Origin of the sequence: Legionella sp. PATHC039 (assembly GCF_026191275.1) — a bacterium.
In the GTDB taxonomy this organism is placed as follows: Bacteria; Pseudomonadota; Gammaproteobacteria; order Legionellales; family Legionellaceae; genus Legionella; species Legionella pneumophila.
On record NZ_JAPHOP010000001.1, the window covers coordinates 2111062 to 2129331 of the forward strand.

Genomic DNA, 18270 nt, shown 5'->3' on the forward strand with positions numbered 1-18270 from the left:
CAGGAAGACTGTCGCTTTAATCTTAATCATACAAGGCTTACTAAAAACCCCAAGGTCAAGGCAAAAAAATTTTAAATGAGGGAGTTGGAATAAACCAAATGACCGCATTAAAAATCTTTTCAATAAAGAGACTGGAGGTAGCCCTGTCATAATAATTCAAAACGTGCATACAAGGGTAAATGATCAGATAACATCCGCCAAGGTTTACCCTGTAAACAAGCAACCTCTTGAACTTTCATCCCGCGAAAATACACCCTGTCGACACACAAAGCAGGTTTTATGGCAGGAAATGAACGGGCATGTTGTCCTTCAAGCGCGACAAAAGCTTCTTCAATCCCTAAGTTTTCAGCAAGGATTTTAGAAATAACATGACGCCAATCATTAAAATCTCCTGCCATTATCAAAGGCTCATTTTTAGGCACAACATCTTTAATACGTTGTATCAATGCCTTACATTGCTCAGTACGCTCTGCCTTAAATAGGCCTAAATGAACACACAAAAGATGAATAATATTATTCTCCAATTTTAATTGGGTATGAAGTATACCTCTTGATGCTCTGTTCATGTTTGAAAGATTAATACTTTCAAAACTCTCGAACGGGTATTTGCTTAAAATAGCATTTCCGTGGTGACCAGATTGATATACTGCATTCTTTGCATAAACGTAATGTGGCCATATATTCTCAGCAATGTACTCACATTGAGGGGAATCAGGCCAACTGACAATTCTTTTTTCGCGTTTTCTATGTTTACCTTGCACTTCTTGTAAAAAAACAAAGTCCGGATTTAATCCAGCGATAGCATCTCGCATTTCTGGAAGCAAAAACCTTACTGCACCTACTCCAAAACCTTTATGAATATTATATGTTATCAGCGATACGCTGCGCGCCTCGGGTTGCATAGATACTCTATCTCTCATTTAGGTTTCTATAATCAGTATAATGGTAATAGGATTAATGTATTGCTTTATAATTATAACCCACATTTTGAAAAGAATTTGTCATTAAACATGATTAGCTCGGACTCAGAATTATTTTTATTTATCATAATATTGGCCCTTCCTCAAAAACCTGTAAAGCCACTTATTTTGTGATCTTTTATAGTTTGTTACAAGTAAACCCAATAGTCGACTTACTTTATTGCTTTTTGTCTATTTCAATTACTATCAAGACTCGCGAAAAAAACCAAGATCAAAGCAAAAATTGTTTTTAAATAGGGAGTTTAAATAAACTAAATAACCGGATTAAAAGCATTTTTTGGCGAAGAAATTGTTTTTTTCGCAAGTCCTGACTATTTTAAAAACTGAATTTACATCCCTGTGTATAAAGTAATAAGCTATAACTATTACCTACAAACCAAAGAAAATTGATGAAAACAAAGATTTTAAGTATCCCGGGACTATCTATAGCATGCAAAGTATGGGGAAATCCTGACAATCCGCCAATTCTTGCCTTGCACGGGTGGTTAGATAATGCTAATAGTTTTGATGATATTGCCGAACATTTACAGAATGATTACTATTTTATAGCCGTAGATCTGCCTGGACATGGTCATTCTTCACACTTACCCCCAGGGTGCATATATCATTTTACTGATGGAATATTTACTGTTGTTGAAATTATTAATGCCTTGGGACTAAATAAGCTTCACTTGCTAGGGCACTCTATGGGAGCCTGCTTGGGAAGTCTTGTAGCAGGGGTTGCACCGGATCGTTTTCTTTCATTAAGCTTAATCGAAGGTTTAGGCCCTTTTTCTCACCCGGCAGAAACAGCATGCCAGCAACTGTCAAAATACCTGGACTATCTATCACAAAAACAATCAAAAAAAGCAAAAGGCTACAATAAGTTTGAACATGCTGCTCTTGCCCGCTCCGTTAAAGGATATGTTTCTCTGGATATTGCCAAGTCACTTTGCGAACGCGGAATTCAACAAGAAAATGGTCTATATTATTGGAGACACGATCGCAGGCTATTAGCCCCATCTCCATTACAAATGACTGAAACCCAAGTTCTGTCGTGCCTTACAGAAATAAAAGCTCAAACTTACCTTATTTGGGCCAGCAAAGGATTTTCATTTGATTCGGATAAGATGAAAGCAAGGATTCAAGCAGTAAAAAATATTAAAATTGAGAGGTTAGATGGTGGACACCATATTCATATGGAAAAGCCAGAAGTCATCAGTCGACTTCTGGCTAAATTTTATCAATCAATAAAATGAATTAATCGACATAACAAGATTGATAATTTATAGTCACTTCGCTCAATGACTTCTTAATATCATCGAGATTGTAACCTAGGTCTTTAGCAGCACTCAACATACCGCAACCACCCTCATCAAATGTTGAATAAGGCGTCCAATAATCCATATTGGCTTTCACCATGACATCAAAAGCCATACGAAGATTCCAATTAGGTTGATTGGCTAATATGTAGAATAAATGGTTGTACACTCCACTAGAGTAATGAACATCTAACCCGCCATAATAATCATCAGCTACATCAATAGACATACCATCACGGCTTGGTTTATCCATGTAACGCAATGCGTCATAACCACTGTCTTCTTTCATTATTTCCGGGCCGATCTGCCAGCTGTTTTTTCCAACTGAATAATATTCAGCAGCTTGAGCAGCCATATCTGAAAACGACTCATTCATGCCACCAGACTGACCGAAATATTCAAGTCCAGAATGTTGTTCAGTGAATCCATGGCTAACTTCATGACCACCTACACCAAGAGAAACCAAAGGATACATCATGGTGTCACCATCACCAAAGGTCATTTGTTTGCCGTCCCAGTAGGCGTTTTCATAGCCTTGACCATAATGCACTCGCATAACTAATTGCATTGGCGATCCATCTGATTTAGTCAAAGCCTCTACACCATACCAATCGTGGTACATGTGTTTAATAACATAACCAGCATACAATGCGTCATTGGTAGGAGAAGCGGCTCCATTATCTCTATCATAACCATCAGCCGAATATCCGGTATAATAAGTTTTAGTAGATTGAGTATCGGGAGTCTCTTTACAAGTAAATTGCATAGGTTTGTTATTTGAATAGTACTTATGTCCCATGTCCACTACTTTAACATCGGTATTTTCCATAAAGCACATTTCAACACTTGAATCACGTGTGATTTCTAATAATGGCAAGTCCTTGCCAAATTGATATTCACCAATTTTACGATTTCCACCAAAGCCCATCCCTTTTGCTTGAACTTTTTCCGTTTTTACATCATCCCATTGAACAAAAGGCTTATTGGTTTCTGCATCAATAATTGCTGTTGGTCGCTCAGGAATTCTATCGTCATGGATAACTAAAACGCTGACTTTGTAAGCCCAATGAGCTTGATGTTTTTCATCAATATAAATCATTGGGGTTACTTGATCTTCACTAATTTGTTTGTTCGCGTATTTATCCTTAAATTGTTGTAATGCCAAAGAAGCATTTTTCACAAATGAAGGTTTAGGCTGGCCTAATTCTGCTTGCAACCCATCATAAATCACACCATTCATTTTCACATCAGATTTTGCCGTCGCTAAACCAGGAGTGGCATTCTTACTGTGCAGGATAGCGTAACCACCAAAAACTGGAAACCCAGCATATTGTTGCTGCATACGAACATGCGTCACTTTATTCCCGTCAGTATGCTGTCTTATAAACTGCAAACTATTCGTTGAAACTACAGCACCTTTCATAACACCAGGCAAAGTCAACTGAAATTTTTGTGTGACTTCAGAAAAAGATGACTTTTGTAAAGGGATCGGGTCGGCTGCCTTCACAGGTGAAGCAATCCCTAATGCTATAGCTACAGCTAAAGGTGACAAATAATAATTTGGGTGCATTGATTCTAACTCCTTAAACTAAATTCTCATACAGCAACTCTTCCTGGAGTGCCCAGGTTTGTTATATTCCCCTATAATTTTTCAGTTAATTTTTTAGCGTAGACTAATGCTCAACTGCAAAATTAAGGATGATCCAAATCGGGACAATACTTAAGATAATAAAAAAGCATTTTCCTTTTTAATTCAATTATTTGGATAGTATCCTAATATTTCTAGGCATATAACCAACTACCATTTTCAAAATGCAAGAACTCTTTTCCAAACTTTTCCAAACTAGCACAAATTTATTATTTTTGAAAATACTAATTTTGCTCAAATGCAAAACTTGAGTTTATCCGACATTTTGAAAAGCCACAGACTGATGGACTTGGGCTCTCTAAATAATTTCCAAAAAAATTGACCTAAGTGGTGCAATTTTAACCTAATAAAATAATAAAGCAATTTCTTTTTAAACCTAAAAGGTTTCTAATTAACCTTGTTGTTATTTTTAATAACATAAAAATTCTTACATAATGTTGGAATAGGTAAAAACAAGTAGTGAAAATAATACACTTAACTACCCGTTAACTCACCTCCACTCTGATTAATACTTGCCCTGGAGTCACTTTGTCTCCCTTTTGACATAATATTTCTGCAACCACCCCATTTGCAGGTGCTTTTATTTCTGTCTCCATTTTCATTGCTTCAATAACCAGTACAGCTTGCCCGGCCTTGACTTCATCACCAGCAGAAACATGAATTGCAATAGCCTAACAAATTTTGACCTCTTTACAGCACAGAGAGTTGAGTATTCGGTAACACTTGGCGAAGTTGACGCAATCTTGAGCAGGGATCTTCCTTTAAAAATCGCAAATAGGCATCAAAAGTAGCGCCTCCCCAGACTTCCATAGCCCAAAATCCTACATCATCCATTTTATTACAGATTGGCAACATATCTTCAGTGCGCATTCTTGTAGCGATTAAGCATTGATAGGCATCACGCAAGGTGACATCTGTTATAAACGTTTTAGACATAAGCTCTTCCTGGCTCAAGAAATAAATAAAAATATCATAATCCTAAAATTGCTACACTCTTTAAGTACAATCCTTTGCTTTTTACCAAATATAAAATTTCTTGCTAAACTTGCGGAGATCTTGCCGATATCCTCGCAGATATATAGACATGTTCATAAAGTTCAGGCAAAATCTGCAAATCTCAGACTATACTGATGTGTAATGAAAAAAATTCTAGTATTACATGGTCCTAATCTAAACCTTTTAGGCTCCCGAGAACCGTCCGTTTATGGACATGCTTCGTTAACTCAAATCAATGGTGATTTAATCCAGGAAGCAGACAATGCAGGGATTCGACTCAGCTGCTTTCAAAGCAATGCTGAAGCAGAGTTAATTCAAGCTGTCCATCAGGCTGGAATTGATAAAATCGATTACATTATCATAAATCCTGCAGCATTTACTCACACAAGCATTGCTCTTAGAGATGCCTTAAGTGCGGTTGCCATCCCATTTATTGAAGTTCATTTAAGTAACATTTTTTCCCGTGAAACTTTTCGTCACCATTCCTATTTCTCAGATATTGCCGTTGGTGTCATTAGCGGTTTGGGGACGAAAGGGTATTTACTGGCCTTACAAGCGATTATCAAAGAATTAAAGTAGAGAGAAAAAACAAATGGATATTAGAAAAATCAGAAAACTTATTGAACTCCTGGAAGAAACTGGTATTTCAGAGATTGAAATCAAAGAAGGAGAAGAGTCGTTAAGACTAAGTCGGCATAGTAATATAGTAGCAGAAACAGCTCCTCAAATTCATTATGTGGCTCCTTCTGCTGTGAAGCAACCGGCCCCTACTCCTTCTTCCAATACTTCCACCACCGAACCTCATGTGATTGAAAATAAACAAGTTACTTCAGCCTCCTCAGGTCATAAAATTCGTTCACCAATGGTTGGAACAATGTATACAGCGCCATCTCCTGAAAGCCCACCTTTTGTAACAGTGGGACAATCTGTTAAAGCAGGAGATACTCTATGCATTATTGAAGCAATGAAAATGTTCAATGAAATTGAAGCCGATCGTGCTGGGAAAATTGTTGAAATCTTGGTAAAAAACGGGGATCCTGTTGAATATGACCAGGCCTTGTTTATTATAGAATAGAGGGGCCTGTTTATGCTCAGTAAAATAGTTATTGCTAATCGAGGCGAAATTGCGCTTCGTATACTGCGTGCTTGTAAAGAACTCGGCATTCAGACTGTTGCTGTTCACTCTGATGTCGACAAAGATTTATTGCACGTTCGCCTGGCTGATGAAACCGTATGCATAGGCCCTGCACCTGCCCAAAAAAGCTATCTCAATATTCCTGCAATTATATCTGCGGCAGAAATTACTGATGCAGTAGCGATACATCCAGGTTATGGGTTTTTATCAGAAAATGCAGATTTTGCAGATATTGTTGAGCAAAGCGGTTTCCGTTTTATTGGCCCACGCGGCGACTCCATTCGTCTTATGGGAGATAAAGTTTCCGCGATTGCTGCCATGAAAGCGGCGGGAGTACCCTGTGTTCCCGGTTCAGACGGTCCTTTAGGAGATGACGATAACAAAAATCTGGAGTTGGCGCGAAAAATTGGTTATCCAATCATTATCAAAGCGGCCGGAGGCGGTGGTGGACGTGGCATGAGAGTCGTTCATAGCGAATCCAATTTAATTAGTGCTATTGCGTTAACCCGAAGCGAAGCAAAAGCCGCTTTCAATAACCCGATAGTTTACATGGAAAAATTTCTGGAAAATCCTCGCCATGTTGAATTCCAAGTCCTTGGTGATGGGAAAGGGCATGCTATACATTTGGGTGAGCGTGATTGCTCGATGCAAAGACGGCATCAAAAAGTCGTAGAAGAAGCCCCAGCTCCAGGAATCACTCCTGAATTAAGGGAAGAAATTGGCGCGTCAGTGATTAAAGCTTGCAAAGAGTTACAATACCGAGGTGCTGGAACCTTTGAATTTTTATTTCAAGATGGTTGTTTTTATTTCATCGAAATGAATACGCGCATTCAGGTTGAGCATCCGGTAACTGAAATGATCACTGGTATTGATTTAATTAAGGAACAAATCAAAATTGCCAGCGATATTCCTCTGACATTAACCCAAAAAGATATTAAATTACACGGCCATGCTATTGAATGCCGAATCAATGCGGAAGATCCGAGGAATTTTATGCCCTCTCCTGGAACCATAAAATTACTTCATCAACCAGGAGGCCCAGGCATTCGTTTTGATTCTCACATCTACAGCAGCTATGTTGTTCCACCTAATTACGATTCCATGATAGGAAAATTAATAAGTTATGGGGCAACAAGAGCAGAAGCGATTGCCAGGATGCGTAATGCTCTTGATGAAATTATAATTGATGGCATAAAGACAAATATTGAATTACACCAACGTATTCTTCATGACAAATCTTTTATGGAAGGTGGCACAAACATTCACTATCTAGAAAAAATGCTTAAGGATTCATAGCGTGTGGTTTCAACTAAAAATAGAACATTGTCCTAATGACAAGATTGAAGAAATAACCGAGGAACTCGAAGAATACGGTGCCTTGTCCATCACACTCACGGACAAAAATGACAACCCCGTTCTTGAACCAGAGCCAGGGACAACGCCTTTATGGCCTGAAGTAATCATTCATGCCCTATTTGCCCAAGCAGAAGAAGCGCAATACGTAAGAGAACAATTGGTTGCTAAAAGACCATCTCTGCATTGCAGTTTGGAACTGCTCGCTGATAAAAATTGGGAAAGAGCCTGGATGGATGATTTTCGACCTCAACATTTTGGTAACCGCTTATGGGTCTGTCCTACTTGGCTCCCTCCCCCGGAACCTGATGCAGTTAATTTAATCTTAGATCCTGGGTTAGCATTTGGTACAGGCACACATGCGACAACTTCCCTATGCCTAACCTGGCTGGAGCAGGCTGATTTAAAAAATAAATCAATAATAGATTATGGTTGTGGTTCAGGGATACTCTCACTCGCGGCAATCAAGTTAGGAGCTAAACATGTCTATGCTGTTGACATAGATAGTCAAGCGTTACAAGCCACTCAAAGTAATGCGCATGCCAATCATATCACTGAGAGCCAACTCTCTATCAGCTCCCCAGAAGCATTGCAAAATCCTGTGCATTTAATTATCGCAAATATTTTGTTGGCCCCATTAATCAGTTTAAAGGAACGTTTTCATCAACTACTCCCGTCAGGCGCGCATTTGGTAACATCAGGAATTCTGGAAGAACAAGCCCCTTTGCTGATTGACGCTTATGATTCCGCATTCACTCATATTGCAACTGAATATTGTGAAGGATGGTCGTTGCTGGTTTTTACAAGCAAATAATAACTATATCACTAAGGTATATGTAAATGGCGAAAAAACAAATTTACTCTTCTTTCAAACCACGACGAGCGCTACTCAGTGTTTCCGATAAAAGAGGAATAAGAGAACTCGGTCAGGCCTTACATGACCAAGGAGTGGAATTGATAGCTACAGGAAACACAGCTGTGATCTTAAGGGAACATAAATTACCAGTTACCGATGTCAGTGAGTGCACGGGATTTCCCGAAATAATGGATGGAAGAGTTAAAACCCTTCATCCAGCTATTCATGCTGGTTTATTAGCCCGCGGAGAACAAGACAGCCCAGTTTTAAGACAACATGGAATAAAACCTATTGATTTGCTGATTGTCAATTTATACCCCTTTGAACAAGTCATTAACCACCCGGACTGCGATTTTAATAAGGCCATTGAAAACATTGACATTGGTGGACCAACAATGGTGCGAGCTGCAGCTAAAAATCATGCCCATACTTATGTCATCATTGATCCAAATGATTACTCAAAATTAATTCATTATTTACAAGATCAGAAAGCACCTTCCCATTGGAATTTTGCGTTAGCTAAAAAAGCATTTGCCCATACTGCAGCCTACGATGCCGCAATTGCAAATTATTTAACTACTTTGGGTAATGATTATGTTCCAACTGGATTTCCCGACACACTAACTTGCCAATTTAATAAAATTACTGATCTTCGTTATGGTGAAAACCCCCATCAGCAAGCTATTTTTTATGCTGATAAAAATTCACATCCAGGCTCTCTAAGTACAGCAACCTTATTACAGGGAAAACAATTATCCTATAATAATATTCTTGATGCCGATGCAGCTCTCGATTGTGTGAAATCATTTTCCAATGAAAAGTCGGTTTGTGTCATTGTAAAACATACCAACCCCTGTGGCATTGCGCTATCCGACACATCACTTGATGCTTACTTAAAAGCTTTTCAAAGTGATCCAATATCCGCTTATGGTGGAATTATTGCTTTCAATGGAACTCTGGATAGCGATACGGCAAAAGCAATATTAGAAAAACAATTTGTTGAAGTGATTATTGCACCTGATGCCAATGAAGAAGCAAAAAAAATTCTGGCTGCCAAAGAGAACATTCGTGTTCTTCTAACCGGCTTTTGGCAACAAGGTAACAATTTTAGATTAAGTATGAAGAAAGTCGATGGTGGTCTATTAGTACAAGAACACGATTCTCTTTCTCTGGAATCATGTGAGTTACAAATCGTTACCCAAGTAAAACCCACCGATGAACAACTACAAAATTTAATGTTTGCTTGGTTAGCAGCCAAACATGTCAAATCCAATGCCATTGTATACGCTAATGATTTGGCCACTATAGGGGTTGGCGGAGGACAAACCAGTCGAGTAATGAGTGCTCGTATTGGCTTGTGGCAAGCAGAGCAAATGGGGTTTGATCCCAAAGGCGCTGTTATGGCCTCAGACGCATTTATCCCTTTCCCTGATACTATTGAAATAGCTGCGAAGGCTGGTATATCCGCAATTATTCAACCAGGGGGTTCTATCAGAGATGAAAAAATTATTTCTTGCGCCGACCAACACAAGATAGCGATGATTTTTACAGGAGTGCGACATTTTAAACATTAATGTCAAGCATGTATTAATTCTAAGCTTGACTAACTTGAACAAAGAGTCGTATATAACGTATCATCTTCTTTTTAATTGAAGCTTTTTGATTAGCATAAATGGACCTTTTCTTGTAGGACTGATGGACTTGATATTAGAACAAGGAGCAAGTATTTCTAGAAGCAGATTTTACCTATAGAATAAATAAGAATTATAGGAATACTTACTAATTAACTGGCAATCACGCAAAAGACAAAAATGCTACTGAAGGTCTAATGCGTCACTGAAACCCATGGAGTAATATAATGACAACTGAGCAATACCCGTCCTCACTTGTCAATCGTCTTGCAATCACAGAGCTTTCGTTGGTTCCTAGTGGATATTATCGTTCGAAATTATTTATTGCCCCATTTTCTACAAATGTTTTAGTAGCAGCGGCCGGACCAATACTGTCTTTACTGGAAAGACTTTGTTTAAGTCCTTCTTTACCTCCAGTAGAGGATATAAGAGAAAATATACAGCATGAATTACGCGCCTTTCACAGTAAATTAGACGCTTCTAAATATCCGTTGGATATTATTAGCATTGCTCAATATTTATTATCAGCTACCATTGATGAAATATTAGGTAAAAGTTATCTAAGGGTCTATAACCTGACGACGGAGTTCAAATCATTTACTCCCTTATCAAGTGATGGGGCACAACCCCAGCAGCGCTTTTTTGAAATATTGAATTACATTAAAGAGAGGCCAAATCAATTTCTCGATTTAATTGAATTAGCCTACTTTTGCCTCATTGCCGGATTTGAGGGTGAGTACCATCTGAAAGCAGACGGGCGACAATGTCTTGATAATACTATTGAAGATTTATATCAAATCATACAAAAATACCGTTTTAATAAACCACATCGCTTGTTTAATGAGAATCCTCTTCCCAAAACTGTTAAAAAAAATTATAAAGCAACGTGGATAACAACTATTGCTGCTGTAGGTATTGTAATTCTAGCTTTTGTTACTAGCCATGTTTTATTAGAAAACAAAGCTAAAACTGTTTTATTTGGACATACCCAACTTGCTATGCTGGAAAACTAATGGACAATTCATTACGCGCATTATGTGATGCTATAAAAAAAATTCTCTCTCAATTAAAACCACAAGCTAATCAATTATCTTTTATTGTCATCACCGGAAAAAACGCCCAAGGCAAATCGGCACTGTTAAAGCAAAGTAATATGGAAGAAATGCCCGTATTCAGCGAAGAGCATGCCAAACTGTATTTTAATCAAAAGGGAATCATAGTAGAGCTTGGTGAAAATTGGCTTACTAATAGCAAAACATTATTGCTCACAACACTTAAACAATTAAATAAATGCAATCGTCATCTCAAAATTACAGGCTTGATTTTATGTGTGGATGTCAATGATTTACTGATCGCCGAACCAGCACAATTCACTGAACAAAAAAAATCTCATTTGCAACTTATTCAACGATTAGGTGTTAACCTTGGATATCAGGCTGAATTAGCTTTAATATTCACCAAAATGGATACCTTGGCTGGCTTTTCTGAATTTTATCAAATGGATCATGTCAATGATCTATCCAAACCTCTTGGTTTTTCCCTTGATTGTGTCAATCAATTAAGTAAAAAAATTGAAACGTTTTCCCTTCAATTCAATCAATTAATTGAAGCTTTAGGACAGCAAGTTATCAATAAAATGCACCCGGCACGTTCTACTATTAAGCGCAGTTTGATACGCGAATTTCCTTTGCAATTAGCCAGCTTGAGAGCCCCAATTCAGTCGTTAATTCAGGGGATTTCGCCAAAATTATTCCACGTTCACTCTATTTTTTTCACGAGTGCCGAGCAAGGTGGAGTCAGTGTAGATAGGCTAAACAAAAAAATTCAGCATGAATACGCTCTGGTTGTTCAGGATACTTTCCCTCAAGCGACCAATTTCAGATCCTATTTTGTAGAAGGTGCACTGCAAACAATCCAGGAACAATGTATCCAGGTACCACAGACTACAAAATTTTCTCAAAAACCATTCATTGCCGTTGCAGTAAGTTTGGCCGGGCTCAGTTTATTAACGCTGATTTATAACCACTACAAAACCTCTCATATTCTTGATGAGGCTAGTAAAGAATTGCTTGCCTATGAAGCACTGAATAATCAGGGTACTAGCGGTGCACAAGCGCTATATCACTTATCACAGGCTGCAAATAAAATGAATCACATTACATCAAACTCCATATCACTGCCTACTGTGCACCAATTAAAATTAAACCTTCACAACAATGCTCAAAATCGTTTACAAGGAGAATTTCTTCCCTCCTTAGCCAATGAGTTAGAACAAATCATCACAAGTCCTGGCAACACCCCTATCACTCGTTATAAGGCTTTAAAAATTTATTTAATGTTAGGAGACTCAAAATATTTTTCATCCCAACCCATTCTGGATTGGTTTCAACAACAATGGCAGGGACGTGCACCAGGCACTACGCAAAAACAATTGGCTCTTTTAAAACAAACTCTTAGTAATCCTCCTCAAAATATACCCATCAAATCACAAATAATCAGTGATGCGAGGAATTATCTTAATGCACTTCCAACAAGCTATTTATATTACTCTATTGCTAAAGAATATTTCCCTCAGGAAAAACAAAAGATTGTGATCGAAGGTTTTTCTATACCCACGGATGAAGTGCCAACCTATTTTACTAAAACCGGATTTACGAAAATTATTAACGAATTACCTAAAATTACCAACACACTTCAATCAGAAAACTGGGTACTTGCGAGACAGGATTTGTCTCAATTACACAATATGCTGATTCAGGCTTATTGTTTTGATTACGTGACTTGGTGGCAAACGTTCATGAAGAAATCCCAACCATTACGTTATCAGGATTATCAGCAAGGCCGTCAATTAACAAAATTAATACAACAATCCAATTCGTTTTATAAATTCGCTAATCTTATTCAGCAGGAAACCAAACCGGATTTAACCGAAGGCATATCCACGTTTAATCAATTCATTGCCAATCAATTTACTGATTTAAATTTAACAACTTTATCCAGCATCAAGGAATTAGATTTTAGAATTTCTGAATTAGAACGATTTATTGCAACTTTATCTGTTGTAAATGATGGAGGTAAAACAGCGTTTACCATTACACGCTCGCGTTTTCTCAATGAAAATTCCTCTGACCCTGTGAGTTTGCTCTACAGCCAGGCACGACAATTACCTGAACCATTGAGTTCGTGGACAAAGCAAATAGCTGGTGACACTTGGGTTATACTGATTAGAGATAGTCGTCAATACATTAATAATCAATGGCAAAAAACCGTCTATAGAGAGTTCGAAAACTCTATTGCCCGGCGCTATCCTTTTGACTCGTCACAAACTGCAGAAATAGATATTGCAGATTTTAATCGCTTTTTCTCAACACATGGCCTATTGAACACCTACTCTGAACAATACATTAAGCCATTTCTTGACACTTCATCTCCAGAATGGAAGCCTAAAGCTGTGAATGATTTCATCTTGCCTATTTCAAATGAAGTAATTGATGAGTTAATTCGTGCCAATATCATTACTAATATGTTCTTTCCTGATCACAGTGATGAAAGCAAAATTGATTTTAGTTTGCAAAAAATCTCTCTGGATCCTGTAGTTTCTAACCTAGTCCTTGAAATTGGCGGCACTAAATTGATGGATAATCAAACTAGCGATTCACTAATTCGTTTCACCTGGCCTCAAAACAACGCTAAATTGGCTCTTGATTCTATTGAAGGAAATCATTATGAACTCGCAGAATATGGAACCTGGGCAATATTTAAATTACTTGAAAAAGTTAATGTGCTTGTGGATGAACAAGATAGTTCCAGCCTCCAAATACTTTTTGAAGTGAATAGCAACTCCGGCCGCTATTTATTAAAAACAAACAACCAAATTAATCCTTTTACTCCAGGAATTCTAAATGGGTTTACCTTAAACGATCATATTGCATAATTATGAAGCAAAATACCAAACGCAGCATTATTGCTGGATTATACGGAAATACTTTGGAGTGGTATGATTTCTTGCTCTATGCCAGTTTTGCCCCTGTTTTTGCTGAAATTTTTTTCCCTTCAAAAATCCATTTTGTTTCTCTTATAGCAACATTTAGCTTATTTGCTATAGGATTCATCATGCGCCCAATTGGTGGGCTTTTACTTGGGCACTATGCTGATCATGTAGGACGGCGGAAAGCATTAATACTATCTATGTCAGTAATGACCATTTCTACCTCATTAATTGCGGTATTACCTGATTTTAATTCGTGGGGAATTATCGCCCCACTTTTATTTTCTATTTTACGGCTCATTCAGGGTCTTGCAGTGGGAGGCGAACTACCTGGCTCGACCACCTATTTGATTGAGCATATGTTTCAACAAAGCCGGGGGCTCGCTGGAAGCCTCGTGTTAAGTAGCGCTTTTTTAGGTATTTTTATTGGAGCGCTTACCGCATCAATATTCAGCACATTATTTACAGGTGATTCTCTATTAAATTGGGGGTGGAGGTATGCGTATTTGTTAGGTGGTATTTTAGGAATTTTGGGCATTTATTTACGTATTAAAAGCTTTGAATCACCCACATTTCTAAAGGATAAGCATACTGCTGTACTTCCTGCAAAAGTGGTATTCACCCGATTTAAACAGCAACTTTTTTTATCTGTTATAATTACTAGCATTCTTGCTATGTCTAATTATGTACTTATCGCCTATGTCACAACTTTTTTAGTCAAATCAGAGTATTTCCTTTTGAAAGATGCGTTATTAATCAACTTAATTGCCCTTGCTCTTTTGACAGTTTTAATACCGCTGATGGGATTTCTTTCTGATGTTGTGGGACGCAAGCCTATTTTTTTAATCGGTTTGTTTTCTCTTTGCATATTAATTTTCCCATTTTTTTGGCTCTTATTAAGTGGCAGTTGGTGGGAAGCATTATGCAGCGAATTATTACTAGCGATAGCTTTAGCCCCAATCAATGCGACAGTACCCACTATTATTGCAGAAATGTTTCCAACCAGTGTACGGGCGAGTGGGATTTCCATATCCTATAACATTGGCCAGGCTTTGTTTGGCGGTACCATGCCTTTGGTTGCGTTTACCCTGATTGAATTAAGTAGCAATAAAATGGCTCCGGCTTGGTACCTGTTCCTATGGATCCTTATCGTGATACCAATAACTATTTCCATTCGTGAAAGCTATCAAAAAGAACTTACTTAAAACATTAGATTGAGACAAACCGACATAATTTCTATCGATTGAATAAGCAACAATAGATTTAAATCAGTTTTTTAGCGGAAAAAATTCAGCATTAATAGCCAGAAAATAAGTGCATTGAGACATACTAATAAAAATCTTACCTGCTTCAACCTACTTTTGCAGGCAAGCTTTTCACGTTGGGATCTTTTGAATAAGCATCAAGAATATCATTCACCAATTGGTTAATCATTCCCTCTCTCTCATCATCTTCAATTAACCCAACTTTTTGCTTCATGCTTGCTAATCGAGCCTCCAATTCTTTAGTCACTGTACCATTTGGGAACAGTGCAGCTAAAAGCCGTCGAGCTTCACTTGGTCCCAGATGCCTATACAAAAGATTTCGTACTGTGGCATCTTCTGCAGTAGTACTAAATGCCCATAATTCCACCGGCCCCAATGTTAAGGTTAATAATTGTACGTTGATGCCTGTTTTAGTAGCAAACTGAGCAAGGAAAGTAGCGCCACCTTGTCTAGGACCATGAACTCGAGTACGTAAAGCAATCTTGGCTGTTTCAGAAAGTCCAAAAATTTGACTGGTTTTCTCGACAGCTTGAGATGGTCCTGCATCCATAACATAAATAGCGGTAGCAAAATCAATCATTACTGGATCAAAGTCATCTACTGCTTGTGATAATAGGGAAATTTGCACTTTCCATTTTCGGCCTTCACGCATATCAATAATAACTTGCTCACGAACAGCAGACGATTTTGACGTGCGATGGAATTCATCATAAACAATACGCTTATGATCTTCTCGAATCTCTAATACTCTCTGTTTGTGATACTCTTTATATTGTTCCGGTACATTATTCAAACTTTCTTCTGTTAAATAATAGTGTCTTGCCAATACATATCTGGCTAACATATACATAACCGCTGTTTGTCTATCTGCCGCATCACCACCACTTTTCGCTACTTCATCCAAATCAAGAGACACTACTCTTGCGTCACCAATATCAAAACTAGTGACCCGCGATAAAATAGGATATTCGCGAACAGCAGATGAAATCATTCTTGAAAAAGCATTAATTAGTGATTCACCAGTTGGCGCTGTAATCTTTTCATACAAATCCTCAATTGATGGTGTTCTACAGATAGAAGCAGCATCCGCTAATAACGGCATTGCATATCTTTGCGCCAACATCGCTTCATGGACAAAACCTGCTGAATAGAGCGAGTCAGTCACTTCCCACCAGGTTGATTTGGCATCTCGGACAAAACCTATTTCCTCCAGGATGCTATCAATAAATTCCTCTATTCCTGGAGCATAAGGTGTCGGATTGAATTCATCAGCCATGCTTTTATATAATTCATCTACCACCATACCCGCCAAATCGGCCATACCGTCATATGGCTTTGCAGCACCTAATGGCGTAGTTAGCAAGGTCATGAAGTTGACTAAGAATGATCGTTCCAAAGCAGTTGGATAACGACATCCCAATTGGGTATCAAAGGGATTAATGGAATAATCTGGGGTCATCCTTAATCTATGATAAGCAACCAAATGACGTTTGGATGCAGGAAGAGCCTCTTTTAGCAATGAAATCAAACCACTACTTGAGGGGCCTATATCAATAATTGCAATGCGCGGCAAACGCATTAAACCACCTGAAAGACAAAGAGCTAAATTCAGTGCATTTGACAACACAGATTTACCAGAACCAGGACGAGCGTAAACCAGATCAATCCAGGTAGTTTGTTCAGTTGAGCCTGGTTGAAATGGCCACGGTTTACCATCTGGTGTTCTAAAAAGCAAGGCTCCTGTTTTCCAGGGAGATGCTGGTCTTGTAATAGGCAGCATTGAGATAACGTCTGACAAAGGAGCTACTGATGCTACTGCTGAGCTGTTCAAAGTAGTTGCTAGCATACTTGACACAAAGCCTGCAAACGGATCCCCACAAATCTCTGATACATCAGTAGAACCCCAACCTTCAATAGCCTTTACTAACTCAGAACTTCTTCGCCGCAACAAGGGAATATTGCCTTCTGGGGCCCAGGTTGTTGCAACGACGCGTAGTCTGACAATCGCCTCATCCGTATTGAGTTGTATATATTTCAGCAGATTAACTGAATCACTAATTAAACGATTCTGTGCGGAGCTAAAGCTCAATATCGCTGCCAAGAGCCCCTTCAATTTAATTGTGCTTAATCCTTCGCTTTCTAACAAAAAAGAAATTTTCCAGGGCACATGTGAAGGAAGAATACGAGAAAATAAACTAATAAATGGTCTTACATCCTTTGGAAACAAATCAATATAGGTTGAAGCATAAATTTTATCGCCCACTCGGACAGTGCGTAAATCAATAATCTCTGCATCTCTTGGCAAAACCTGTTTGGACAACGGCGGCCATAATAAATCAGAAGGATCCCCCTCAAAATTATTCAGCTCACGAACAGGTATTTTATCTCCAGGTAAAGTTGCGCGCCAATCATCTGCAGTATAATCAGGATCACCTGTCATGCGAATGGCATGTACTGCATCGTGTACCTCAAGCAACTTAGCTATCACATTCAGGGCATCCAAATCATTTAGAATTGCACGCACATAAGCATCATGTGTATCTCTTATTTCCGGAACAGCCGCAAAAATCGTTTGTGTGTTTTTAAATGGGGGAGCTTTTGTATCCTTGATCATCTTCATTTTTGCTTTGTTCGCAGCTTTTAACTGATCGCTCGCCAAGTTAAATGGTCTCGTATACAAAACAAAATAAACACGCTCCTCTGCACAATATTGTGATAAATAATTGACCCGCTCCTCAAATAAATCTCTTAAATTAAGTTCAAGACGACTTGCTGTTGCTTCCGCAGGGTCATAAATATCCTTGATCATTTTTACTATGTTTTGCTTATCATGGCTAAAATAAACTTGTAGCGCATGACCAGGTCTACCCATAGCAGCTTGAAATGAGTTGGCTAAACCTTCAACGAGTCGTTCAAATTCTTCAGGGCCTGCCAATCCAGTAATCCCTTCAATTTTTAATATCGACAGTAATGATCCATCATGATTAACTAATACGGTAGGGCTATCTGCCGTTTCCAAATCTATATAAGACTCTGTAGTTTGCTTCAAGGAAGTACTTAACCAGGCAAAGAAAGTATCGACGCCTTCAAAAAACGATTCTGACCAATTTGCCATCG

General features: G+C 38.4%; 13 protein-coding genes and 1 pseudogene. 9 read left to right on the forward strand and 5 right to left on the reverse strand.

Annotated features, from left to right (window positions below; translation table 11 throughout):
- Positions 1-146 precede the first annotated feature (146 nt).
- Positions 147-902, reverse strand: a complete 756-nt coding sequence (locus tag OQI99_RS09535) for an endonuclease/exonuclease/phosphatase family protein (protein WP_265732359.1) — start codon at positions 900-902, stop codon at positions 147-149.
- A 467-nt stretch (positions 903-1369) separates the two neighbouring features.
- Between OQI99_RS09535 and OQI99_RS09540 the strand changes: the two genes are divergently transcribed.
- The gene (locus OQI99_RS09540; protein ID WP_011214717.1) at positions 1370-2218 is read left to right on the forward strand and encodes an alpha/beta fold hydrolase; all 849 of its coding nucleotides are present in this window, start codon (positions 1370-1372) and stop codon (positions 2216-2218) included.
- A gap of 1 nt (position 2219) precedes the next feature.
- On the opposite strand, the gene proA is transcribed toward OQI99_RS09540, so the two are convergent.
- The 3 genes and pseudogenes from proA to OQI99_RS09555 all read right to left on the reverse strand — a co-directional run.
- A complete protein-coding gene (gene proA / locus OQI99_RS09545) occupies positions 2220-3851 on the reverse strand; it encodes a zinc metalloprotease ProA (protein WP_265731786.1) in 1632 nt (543 codons plus the stop codon).
- Between the two features lie 563 nt (positions 3852-4414).
- A complete protein-coding gene (locus OQI99_RS09550; RefSeq protein WP_154694777.1) occupies positions 4415-4597 on the reverse strand; it encodes a biotin/lipoyl-containing protein in 183 nt (60 codons plus the stop codon).
- 25 nt (positions 4598-4622) lie between these two features.
- Positions 4623-4865, reverse strand: a pseudogene (locus OQI99_RS09555) (pyruvate carboxylase subunit B); the annotation flags it as partial.
- Positions 4866-5066: 201 nt separating this feature from the next.
- Between OQI99_RS09555 and aroQ the strand changes: the two are divergent.
- The 8 genes from aroQ to OQI99_RS09595 all read left to right on the forward strand — a co-directional run bounded on the left by aroQ (position 5067) and on the right by OQI99_RS09595 (position 15093).
- Positions 5067-5504 carry a type II 3-dehydroquinate dehydratase gene (gene aroQ, locus OQI99_RS09560; RefSeq protein WP_061513192.1) on the forward strand — a complete coding sequence of 146 codons (438 nt, stop codon included), beginning with the start codon at positions 5067-5069 and terminating at the stop codon, positions 5502-5504.
- Positions 5505-5517: 13 nt separating this feature from the next.
- Positions 5518-6000, forward strand: a complete 483-nt coding sequence (accB, locus tag OQI99_RS09565) for an acetyl-CoA carboxylase biotin carboxyl carrier protein (RefSeq protein WP_265731787.1) — start codon at positions 5518-5520, stop codon at positions 5998-6000.
- A gap of 12 nt (positions 6001-6012) precedes the next feature.
- Positions 6013-7356, forward strand: a complete 1344-nt coding sequence (gene accC, locus OQI99_RS09570; RefSeq protein WP_265731788.1) for an acetyl-CoA carboxylase biotin carboxylase subunit — start codon at positions 6013-6015, stop codon at positions 7354-7356.
- Position 7357: 1 nt separating this feature from the next.
- Positions 7358-8227 carry a 50S ribosomal protein L11 methyltransferase gene (gene prmA, locus OQI99_RS09575; protein ID WP_265731789.1) on the forward strand — a complete coding sequence of 290 codons (870 nt, stop codon included), beginning with the start codon at positions 7358-7360 and terminating at the stop codon, positions 8225-8227.
- Positions 8228-8253: 26 nt separating this feature from the next.
- The gene (gene purH / locus OQI99_RS09580) at positions 8254-9843 is read left to right on the forward strand and encodes a bifunctional phosphoribosylaminoimidazolecarboxamide formyltransferase/IMP cyclohydrolase (RefSeq protein ID WP_265731790.1); all 1590 of its coding nucleotides are present in this window, start codon (positions 8254-8256) and stop codon (positions 9841-9843) included.
- Between the two features lie 284 nt (positions 9844-10127).
- Complete coding sequence (icmH, locus tag OQI99_RS09585) at positions 10128-10913, forward strand: type IVB secretion system protein IcmH/DotU (RefSeq protein WP_265731791.1); 786 nt, start codon at positions 10128-10130, stop codon at positions 10911-10913.
- Entirely contained in the window at positions 10913-13834 is a 2922-nt protein-coding gene (gene icmF / locus OQI99_RS09590) for a type IVB secretion system protein IcmF (RefSeq protein ID WP_265731792.1), read from the forward strand. The genes icmH and icmF overlap by 1 nt, the downstream gene beginning before the upstream one ends.
- A 2-nt stretch (positions 13835-13836) precedes the next feature.
- Positions 13837-15093, forward strand: coding sequence for an MFS transporter (locus OQI99_RS09595; protein WP_265731793.1), 1257 nt, complete (start codon positions 13837-13839; stop codon positions 15091-15093).
- A 145-nt stretch (positions 15094-15238) separates the two neighbouring features.
- On the opposite strand, the gene icmB is transcribed toward OQI99_RS09595, so the two are convergent.
- Complete coding sequence (gene icmB, locus OQI99_RS09600; protein WP_061513186.1) at positions 15239-18268, reverse strand: type IVB secretion system protein IcmB/DotO; 3030 nt, start codon at positions 18266-18268, stop codon at positions 15239-15241.
- Positions 18269-18270 lie beyond the last annotated feature (2 nt).

Bases quoted from the DNA above. Each gene is read 5' to 3' on its own strand.
- OQI99_RS09595 (WP_265731793.1), top strand. From the start codon at position 13,837: ATGAAGCAAAATACCAAACGCAGCATTATTGCTGGATTATACGGAAAT.
- OQI99_RS09535 (WP_265732359.1), bottom strand. From the start codon at position 902: ATGCAACCCGAGGCGCGCAGCGTATCGCTGATAACATATAATATTCAT.
- proA (WP_265731786.1), bottom strand. From the start codon at position 3,851: ATGCACCCAAATTATTATTTGTCACCTTTAGCTGTAGCTATAGCATTA.
- aroQ (WP_061513192.1), top strand. From the start codon at position 5,067: ATGAAAAAAATTCTAGTATTACATGGTCCTAATCTAAACCTTTTAGGC.
- OQI99_RS09540 (WP_011214717.1), top strand. From the start codon at position 1,370: ATGAAAACAAAGATTTTAAGTATCCCGGGACTATCTATAGCATGCAAA.
- purH (WP_265731790.1), top strand. From the start codon at position 8,254: ATGGCGAAAAAACAAATTTACTCTTCTTTCAAACCACGACGAGCGCTA.
- icmB (WP_061513186.1), bottom strand. From the start codon at position 18,268: ATGGCAAATTGGTCAGAATCGTTTTTTGAAGGCGTCGATACTTTCTTT.
- icmH (WP_265731791.1), top strand. From the start codon at position 10,128: ATGACAACTGAGCAATACCCGTCCTCACTTGTCAATCGTCTTGCAATC.
- accC (WP_265731788.1), top strand. From the start codon at position 6,013: ATGCTCAGTAAAATAGTTATTGCTAATCGAGGCGAAATTGCGCTTCGT.
- icmF (WP_265731792.1), top strand. From the start codon at position 10,913: ATGGACAATTCATTACGCGCATTATGTGATGCTATAAAAAAAATTCTC.
- accB (WP_265731787.1), top strand. From the start codon at position 5,518: ATGGATATTAGAAAAATCAGAAAACTTATTGAACTCCTGGAAGAAACT.